Below are 6327 nucleotides of genomic sequence, written 5' to 3'. Positions count from 1 at the left end.
ATTATCACGCGGTCGCCCTGGTCTTTGCGAAGGCCGGGACGCGCGCCTCGAAATCGGCGAGCCACGCCACGAGCTTCGGATGCGTCTCGCGCCAGCGGCCCGCAAAGCGCAGATCGAGATAACCAAGGGCGCAGGCCAGTGCGATATGGCCGATATGCAGGGTGCCTGTCGGCGTCGAGAGGTGTGTCTCTGCATAGGCGAGGCCCCGCTCCACCTTGCCGGCCTGATGATTGACCCACTTCGGCTCACGCTTGTCTTCCGAGCGGAAGCGGCCCTCGTAGACCTGGAGCAAAGCGGCATCCGTGATGCCGTCGGCCAGTGCCTGCTGGCGCAAAGCCATGAACCGCGCTTCGCCAGCCGGATAGAGGCGTTCGCCACCGGCGAGAAAATCAAGATACTCCACGATCACGCGGGAATCGTAGAGCGCTTCCCCGTTCTCCAGCACCAACGCGGGAATTTTGCCCAAGGGATTCTGCTGACGGATGCTGTCCTCCGGGCTCATGGTATCGGCATCGACGATCTGGATGCGCTCCGAGAGACCAAGAAGAGAAGCCGCGATTTTGACCTTGCGGCCGAAGGGCGATGCGGAAGACGAGCGAAGAACGAGCATGGATGCTACCTATCGAGGAGAAGGTTCCGGTTGAAGGGCTGCATTCATGACCTCTCCTGAGGGAAGCGGCAATGCGTCTAAGGGATCCTTCCACTGACGTTGAACGATCCCTCTCTATCAGCGGGCCGCATTTTTTGACGGCGAACCGGATCCACTTCGCCGTAAAATGCTCTAGGCAGGAGGGCCGAAGGCTTCACAGCGATATGCGCCATAGCCGCTGCGGGAGAGGCGCTCTGCGAGAGCAGGCAGAAGGACCTCCGCCTCATCCTTCAGGGACCAGGGCGCATTGAGAACGAAGAGCCCGCTGCCGTTGAGGCGCGACGGGTCGCGCGGATCATCCACATAAAGCTCGAGACGCAGGCCGGGACGCGGGCTCTGCTCGTGCAGCCGCCGGGCCGCGGCATCGACTGGCGCCACCTCCTTGATGGGATACCAGCCCGCATAGACGCCGCTCGGCCATTTCCTGATCGCGGCGAGCAGCTCCGTCCCGAGTCGTTCCAGCTCGCCCGCTTTCTCGTAAGGCGGATCGATCAGGACCAGCCCGCGCTTCTCCTTCGGCGGGATGAGCGCATGAAGCGCCGTCCATCCGTCGAGATGCATCACCTTCAGATTCGAGACCGCATTGAAAGCCTCGTTCAGCACCGCATGGTCTGCGGGATGCAGCTCGACGAAGACGCCCCGATCCTGACGCCGCAGAAGCTCGCGAACGATGCCCGGCGAACCGGGATAGATGGCTTCTCCATGCCGGGCGCGCACATCTGCAACCACCTTGCGATAGGGCGCGAGGATGGTCTCGACCGGCGGGGAAAAAGGCTCATCGAGGCGACCGATACCCTCGAGCCATTCGCCTGTCCGCTCTGCCTCGTCGGCGGTCAGATCGTACAATCCTACTCCCGCATGGGTATCGATCACCCGCAGAGGCGTCTCCTTGCGCTGCAGATAGGTGAGGATCCGCACCAGGAGAGCGTGTTTCATGACGTCGGCGAAATTGCCGGCGTGGAAGGCGTGTCGGTAATTCATCGATCAAGTCCTGGCGCATCGTGCGGAAAAGTGGCCCCGGTTTTCCGCGCAGACGATGCGCTAATCTAGAAAGAGAGCATCGGATGGGTCCCAAAAGTGCAAGTCCACTTTTGGTCCGATGCTATCGGACAGCCGGGATCGTGAGCTCCCCCCCGCGGCAGCCGGCACGGTCGACCTCGGGGCACTGGCGGAAGCTACGCAGATCCTTGTCGAGGCAGATCCGCACCTCCTGAAAGATACGCCGTCCGCAGGACACCGAAATCATATCAGCGCGCAGTCCCGGGTTAACACTCATGAAGGCCTGTTCGATCTCGCTCGGCAGAACCTTGGAGCGGTCGCCCAAGGCCTTGAAACTGTCCGGAATACGGACGCGCTCACGAGCGCGCTGGACGGCTTTGAAATAGCCGCTCGGGCTCTCGCCGGAGCAGCTTCCGTGCTTGCGCCATTGATAGCGGGCGAGATTTTCATCGGGAAATAGTCCCGAGAACTCCTTGAGCGCCGTACTGGGAACGAAGCGGCCACCGGGTTCGCAGAAGCTGGGATAGCCCTGCTCCGTCTGGGGCCACAGTCCATGCACGACGAAGCCGAGGCCGCTCCCATCCTCGCATTGCCGGCTCTTCCGGCCGCTGATCTCGCAGAAGCCCGGCGACCAGGACAGGGCGAGCACATAGAAATCGAACTGCCCCATGGGGGCGCCCCTCGCCTCACGCGGCGCTTGCGCGAGGGAAGGCGAGGCAAGCAGAAGACAGGCACCCGCTAAGGCGAGACACCGGCTGAAGCTCAAGGGGCAGCCTGCTTGCAATGGGGAGCATATGCGTAGTTGCGGTCGAACCCGTCCACGCAGGAATCGGTATTCCAACCGATGCCGATGAAGCCCAGATCCTCGCGGATCGAGAAGTTGACCTTGTGCCTGTAGCCGTCGGACACGACGACCGTGCCGGTGCAGTAGCGGCGGGGGATGTAATCGAGTCCCCAGGGACGCCAAGCCACCTGCGCAACTCTTTCGAACGCCAGGATCTTGAGCTCGGAGTTCCAGAACCGGCGTTCCTTGTTCTCAAAATTCGAGGCGACATTGTTGAGCACGGCCGGATCGGCGCAGGCGGGCAGGCCGGCATCGTACTGCCTCAGGGAAAGTTCGTGGGCCCTCTCCCGCCGCTCTGCCGGGTTTATCTCGCGAGAGAGAGCGGGTGCGCTCAAAACCATGCAGGAGATAAGTGCCGCCAGCCACTTCATTCTAATGCTCCAAGAAGTCGATAGACTTTGTCACTCGACCATGTGGGCGGCAGCCCGGAACGTCAAGGCTCCGCTTGCTGATTAATAGACAGCGTGTCTGTTCAGCACCATCGGCTCCCCTGCGGACGGGCGCATTGGCCTCGGCGGTGCATAGGTCTGCTGAGTGCCCTGCCGGGGAAACGGTGCGCCATATCCCGGAGGCGGCGGGGGCGTATAGACGTCCTGGGCCGTATTGCCGGAATAGGTCGTGCCAGCGGGATAGCGCGGTGCCGGCGGCGGCACGGGGGCCGAGACCACCGGCGGTGCCATGGGAGCGCCCATGGGCGAGTCCGGGGCGTAGCCCGCAGAGGCCCCCTCCTCCGGCATATCCTGCTCCAACTCCGTCGACGGCAGATCGCCTTGAGCGCTCACGCTCTGGAGGACCTGGCGGCTCTGCTCCGGGTCGATGCGCGGCGTGAACTTGATGATCGGCTTGCAGATGCGGCGCTCGCCGCGCGGGTCATGCCGCGCCAGGTCGATATGCAGGTGATCGTAGTGGAAGGCATCCGCCCCCGGGCCCAGCACCGTCGTGAAATAGCGGCAGGCGCCCACGAAGGCCTCACGCAGGAAGTCCTGCTCGGCAGGGTCGCCCTTCCAGCCTTTCACGACGGCAATCTCGCGGCCGTCGGCCAGAACGAAAGCCATGACGTCGAGGGCGTTGCCGAAGGAGTGCTCGGAGAGCTTGGCACCTCGCTGATTGTTGCGCGGACGGCAGGAATAGGAGCCCGCCTTCAGATCGACGACCGGGACGCCGAAATACATGATGGCCGCAGGCTTCACGATTTCATCGAGCCAGGTGTCGATGCGTGGGATGATCGGGCAGGCCAGGGTCACCTTGGATTTCAGGCCGACCTCGCCGTTATTGAAGGCGGCGACCTTGAAGGGATGATCCATGCCGCAGACACCGGGGCCGTCGATCTTGGACGACATGGCCACATAAGCCGAGGGCTGCACGAGACGCTGCGACAGGCAGGCCTCCTCAGCCTGCGCGCGCCAGGGCTCGCGCTGTTCGAACCGAAACAACCCGCAACCGGTCAACCCGAGCCCAACAAGCGATAGGGCAACAAACGCAACTAACCCACGACGCATGGGCGGGATCCTAGCCGGCCCCGGTAAACATCCCGTCAACGGGCACCCCGGAAGTTCGGATTGTCCTCCGGAGCGGCTGTGTCGAGAAATATGATGGAAAGCAGCGAGAACGCGCTCAGCAGCTTCTGCAGGCAGGGCTCTGAAAAATTTTCTACTTCCCTGTAGGAAGCTTTCTTCCTAATCAGAGCAAGGAGTTAACCATTTGTTAACCATTTTGACAGTCTAATAATAGTATTTTTCAGGCCAAGCTCGCCCTTTTCAGCCCTCCGGGATCCTGATAAATTCCCCCTCCATTCAGATAGGGGGCCTATCATGAACCTGACGTCGAATGCGGATTGGACCGCCAAGCTCAACATCGCAGTTGCGTGCGTCTCCTTCTCTTTCATTTGCGCCGTCGTCGCCGGTATCGTCTAAGACGACCTCAGCCCTCACGGGCTCAAGCACCCGGATTCCATTCTTTTCAACGCTGCCGCAGATCCGGCGGCGTTTTTTATGACTCGGGACACGGTTTCGAGGTGATGCCCCAGGACATCACATTGATCTCCATCCGGCATTGCGCGAGCCTCGGCCCCTCCGCCGTCTTGAGGCAGATCGTTTCCCCGGGAGCGAAGGTCCGCCCCTGGGCCCGGCAATAGCAATCAAGGGGGTTATGACCGGGTGCCTGCGCAGGTTGGGCACCGGCAGGCGCAGAGGCCATCAAGGCGAGAAGAATCAAGACGTTCGGCATAAGCGCCTCCGCTTGTCATCTGCGCTGGAGCATCGGACTCAAAAGTGGGATCCACTTTTGGGATTGATCCGATGCTCCCTTTCTAGAGCAGCGCATCGTTCGGTGCGGAAAACCGGGTCCACTTTTCGCTGACGCGGCCCTTCGGGTCGCTGACGCGGACCTCCGGTTCCGCACGATGCGCTAGATGGTCCTCCTCTCGCAAGAGGAGGTCAAGATCTCCCGATCAGTCCCACCGCTCCATGGCCGCATCGTCGGCACCCTTCGCATCGACCCAAGCGCCAACGGTGCCGTCCGTCAGATGCTCCCGCTTCCAGAAAGGAGCACGGGTCTTCAGGTAATCCATCATGAACGCGGCAGCCTCGAAAGCCGCATGGCGATGCGCGCTTCCCGCCAGCACCAGCACGATGGGCTCACCCGGACGGATCAAGCCATGGCGATGGATGACGGTGAGCCCCAGCAAAGGCCAGCGTGTTTCGGCCTCGCTCGCGATGCGGGCCATCTCGGCTTCGGCCATGCCAGGATAATGCTCGAGTTCCAGGGCGGAGAGCCGGCCCCCCTCATCGCGGCAAAAACCGGTGAAGGCGACCGTCGCGCCGATATCCCCGCGCCCGGTCGTCAGCGCCTCGGTCTCGGCAGCAGCATCGAAGGCCTCGACCTGGATGCGGATGGTGGCCATGGCCCCTACCCGCCGGTCATGGGCGGGAAGAAGGCGATCTCCCGCGCGCCGGCAATCGAGGCTTCGGGCTTCACATGCAGATGGTCGATGGCGGCCCGGACGATGGCCTCGTTCTCGAAGGCGTACTCGTATTCCTCGCCTTGCGTCTTCAGCCATCGCACGAGGTCGGCGATCGTTGCGATTCCTTCCGGCAGATCGATGGTCTCGTCCGTCTTGCCGATCCGCTCACGCACCCAGGCGAAATAGACGAGTTTCATGGAGCCTAACCCTCGTCCATGAGGTGATGAATGCCCGTTCTGAGATAATCCCACCCTGTATAAAGGGTCAGGATCGCGGAAACCCATAAGAGAGCAAGGCCGATCATGGTGTTTCCAGGCAGCACCGTATCGCCCGCCGGCCCCGCGATCAGGAAGCCGAGGGAGAGAAGCTGGAATGTGGTCTTCCACTTGGCGACGCGGCTGACCGGCACGCCGACCTTCAGCTCCGCCAGGAACTCGCGCAGGCCCGACACCAGGATCTCGCGGCAGAGGATGACGAGGGCGGCCCAGATGTGCCAGCCGTGGATCGTCTTGTCGGACACCAGCATGAGCAGGCAGGCAGCCACCAGGAGCTTGTCGGCAATGGGATCGAGCATGCGACCCAAGGCCGATTGCTGGGCGAAGGTGCGGGCGATGTAGCCGTCGAAATAATCGGTGATGGCCGCCAGCGCGAAGACGGCAAGAGCAAACCAGCGCGACCAGTGATCCTCCGGCCAGAACAGCAGGCCGACCACGGCCGGCACGGCCACCAACCGGCCATAGGTCAGCAGATTGGCGAGATTGAAGGCCTTGGACCGGCGCATGGTACGTGCAGTGCTCATGATGTAGGCAGGAAGCATGTCTCGGCTCGATCCGTCAACCGTGGGGCGCCCCACATTGGCGTTACCGCGAGGCT

The 6327-nt window shown here is 62.4% G+C and carries 8 protein-coding genes; all 8 read right to left on the bottom strand.

Annotation, left to right across the window (positions count from 1 at the left end; translation table 11 throughout):
• Positions 1-4: 4 nt before the first annotated feature.
• The 8 genes from ACUXUR_RS17925 to pgsA all read right to left on the bottom strand — a co-directional run bounded on the left by ACUXUR_RS17925 (position 5) and on the right by pgsA (position 6271).
• On the bottom strand, positions 5-610 hold the full coding sequence (locus ACUXUR_RS17925) for a glutathione S-transferase (protein WP_445503713.1): 606 nt from the start codon (positions 608-610) through the stop codon (positions 5-7).
• A gap of 171 nt (positions 611-781) precedes the next feature.
• Positions 782-1630: a 23S rRNA (adenine(2030)-N(6))-methyltransferase RlmJ gene (locus tag ACUXUR_RS17920; protein WP_445503712.1), complete on the bottom strand. Its 849-nt coding sequence runs from the start codon at positions 1628-1630 to the stop codon at positions 782-784.
• Between the two features lie 121 nt (positions 1631-1751).
• Positions 1752-2318 carry a ribonuclease T2 family protein gene (locus ACUXUR_RS17915; protein ID WP_445503711.1) on the bottom strand — a complete coding sequence of 189 codons (567 nt, stop codon included), beginning with the start codon at positions 2316-2318 and terminating at the stop codon, positions 1752-1754.
• Positions 2319-2410: 92 nt separating this feature from the next.
• The gene (locus ACUXUR_RS17910) at positions 2411-2863 is read right to left on the bottom strand and encodes a hypothetical protein (protein ID WP_445503710.1); all 453 of its coding nucleotides are present in this window, start codon (positions 2861-2863) and stop codon (positions 2411-2413) included.
• Between the two features lie 81 nt (positions 2864-2944).
• Positions 2945-3991: an extensin-like domain-containing protein gene (locus tag ACUXUR_RS17905; RefSeq protein WP_445503709.1), complete on the bottom strand. Its 1047-nt coding sequence runs from the start codon at positions 3989-3991 to the stop codon at positions 2945-2947.
• A gap of 950 nt (positions 3992-4941) precedes the next feature.
• Positions 4942-5394, bottom strand: coding sequence for a molybdenum cofactor biosynthesis protein MoaE (locus tag ACUXUR_RS17900; protein ID WP_445503708.1), 453 nt, complete (start codon positions 5392-5394; stop codon positions 4942-4944).
• Positions 5395-5399: 5 nt separating this feature from the next.
• The gene (moaD, locus tag ACUXUR_RS17895) at positions 5400-5651 is read right to left on the bottom strand and encodes a molybdopterin converting factor subunit 1 (RefSeq protein ID WP_445503707.1); all 252 of its coding nucleotides are present in this window, start codon (positions 5649-5651) and stop codon (positions 5400-5402) included.
• 5 nt (positions 5652-5656) lie between these two features.
• A complete protein-coding gene (gene pgsA, locus ACUXUR_RS17890) occupies positions 5657-6271 on the bottom strand; it encodes a CDP-diacylglycerol--glycerol-3-phosphate 3-phosphatidyltransferase (RefSeq protein ID WP_445503706.1) in 615 nt (204 codons plus the stop codon).
• Between the last annotated feature and the right edge of the window lie 56 nt (positions 6272-6327).

The organism is Microvirga medicaginis (assembly GCF_052658925.1).
This window is presented reverse-complemented; position numbering and strand designations above follow the sequence as displayed.